At 65.3% G+C, this 1,959-nt stretch carries 1 protein-coding gene; it reads left to right on the forward strand.

Going from position 1 to position 1,959, the window contains the following annotated elements; genetic code table 11:
* Nucleotides 1-403: 403 nt before the first annotated feature.
* Complete coding sequence (gene ltrA / locus ACWD3C_RS48435; RefSeq protein ID WP_451155197.1) at nucleotides 404-1,900, forward strand: group II intron reverse transcriptase/maturase; 1,497 nt, start codon at nucleotides 404-406, stop codon at nucleotides 1,898-1,900.
* Nucleotides 1,901-1,959: the final 59 nt, after the last annotated feature.

Consider the following 1,959-nt stretch of genomic DNA (forward strand, 5'->3'; position numbering starts at 1 on the left):
CAGTTCTACCGGGGCTCCGCTTCTTACGTCCCGAGTCACCGCAGATCAGCGCGTACTTGTCAGCGCCTCCGAAGCCGTAACTTCACGGCCTTGGGGTTTAGGGGGCGTCCTCCCCGGTCGCGTCTCGTATGCGCGGAACGTGGAAACCCCGTCGGGGTCCCGGTCTTGAGGCCGGGTAGGCCGATCGTGAGAGGGGCGTAAGCCCTCGGCGGGACAGGAAGTCCAAGAAGCGGATGCCGGCTGCCGAAAGGCAACGGGACTCGTGACATCACGGCTGCCCCTCCAGGCAGCTGTCACGGGGAACCGGCCGGATGCCGGTCCAGGCGACCGGGCCCGAAAGGGCGCTGACGTGGGCTGGTGAGCCTTTGAACGTCGAGGCCGAGGGCCTCTCGAACCGAGGGACATGTTGGACACCATTGCGGTGAACGGACCCGAGGACGTTCTCGACTGGGACGCCGTCAACTGGCGGACTCACGAGGAGAACGTAGTGAGGCTGCGGCGGAGGATCTTCAAGGCGACACGAGAAGGGGACTGGGCCGTGGTCCGGTCCTTGCAGAAACTGATGCTGAGGTCCTGGTCGAACACGCTGGTCAGCGTGCGGCAGGTCACTCAGCGCAACGCTGGGCGTCGGACGGCCGGGATCGACGGGGAGACAGCCCTGTCGCCCGAGGCCAGGGCGGCGGTCGCGGTGCGGGTGCATCGCACACGCTCGTCCTGGGACCCCATGCCCGTCCGACGTCTGTACATCCCGAAGGCCAATGGAAAGCAGCGGCCGCTCGGCATTCCCGTGATCTTGGACCGGTGCCATCAGGCACGGGTCCGCAGCGCACTGGAGCCCGAGTGGGAAGCCCGGTTCGAGCCCCGTTCCTACGGGTTCCGCCCCGGGCGCAGTTGCGCCGATGCGATCGGTTCCCTGTTCTCCACGCTCAGCGGGCCACTCGCCCGACGGGTATGGATCCTGGACGCCGATCTGTCCGCCGCGTTCGACAAGATCGGCCACGCCCGGTTACTCGACTCGCTCGGTTCGTTCCCCGCCAGGGACCTGATCGAACGGTGGTTGAAGGCCGGAGTGGTCGACAAAGGGCAGTTCACGCCGACCGAGGAGGGCTCTCCTCAAGGCGGTGTGATCAGTCCGCTGTTGATGAACGTGGCTCTTCATGGGCTGGAGGGGGCCGCAGGGGTCCGCTATCTCACGACCGGCACTCATGCCGGGGATGTGGTGGCGGGTTCTCCGATCTTGGTGAGGTACGCCGACGATATGGTCGCCTGCTGTCATTCCAGACAGCAGGCCGAACAGGTCAAGGCACGGCTTGCGGAATGGCTGGCGCCCCGGGGACTGGTCTTCAACGAGGACAAGACGCGCATCGTCCACCTCGAAGAAGGCTTCAATTTCCTCGGGTTCAACGTCCGCCGCTACCGACGTCGCAAGCTGCTGATCAAACCGAGTGCGGAGGCGGTCAGGCGCATCCGGAAGAGGCTCGCGGACGAGGTGCGCAGCCTGCGCGGCTTGAACGCGACGGCGGTCATCGCCAAGCTCAACCCGATCGTGCGGGGCTGGGCGGCCTACTACCGGGGGGTGGTGTCCAGCAGAATCTTCACGGCGCTGGATCACTACGTGTGGTGGCTCACCTACCGGTGGGCCAGACGCATGCACCCCAACAAGTCGAAGAAGTGGATCGTTCGACGCTACTTCGGCAGGTTCAACAAGTTCAGGAACGACCGGTGGGTGTTCGGTGACCGCGGCAACGTGCTCAACGACCGCGGAGAGATCCCCATCCTCGTCAAGTTCTCCTGGACGAACATCGTCCGGCACCAGTTGGTCGCAGGCGGGGCGTCACCCGACGATCCCGATCTGACGGACTACGGGGTTCCGATGTATTTCGGTGACCAGGGATGGTGAGGGGCCGCTCGGTGGCGGATTCCACGCTATGAGTGATCATCTTCCGGGTCTGCGGGCGG

This window comes from Streptomyces sp. NPDC002845, assembly GCF_053591955.1.

Bases quoted from the DNA above. Each gene is read 5' to 3' on its own strand.
- ltrA (WP_451155197.1), top strand. From the start codon at position 404: ATGTTGGACACCATTGCGGTGAACGGACCCGAGGACGTTCTCGACTGG.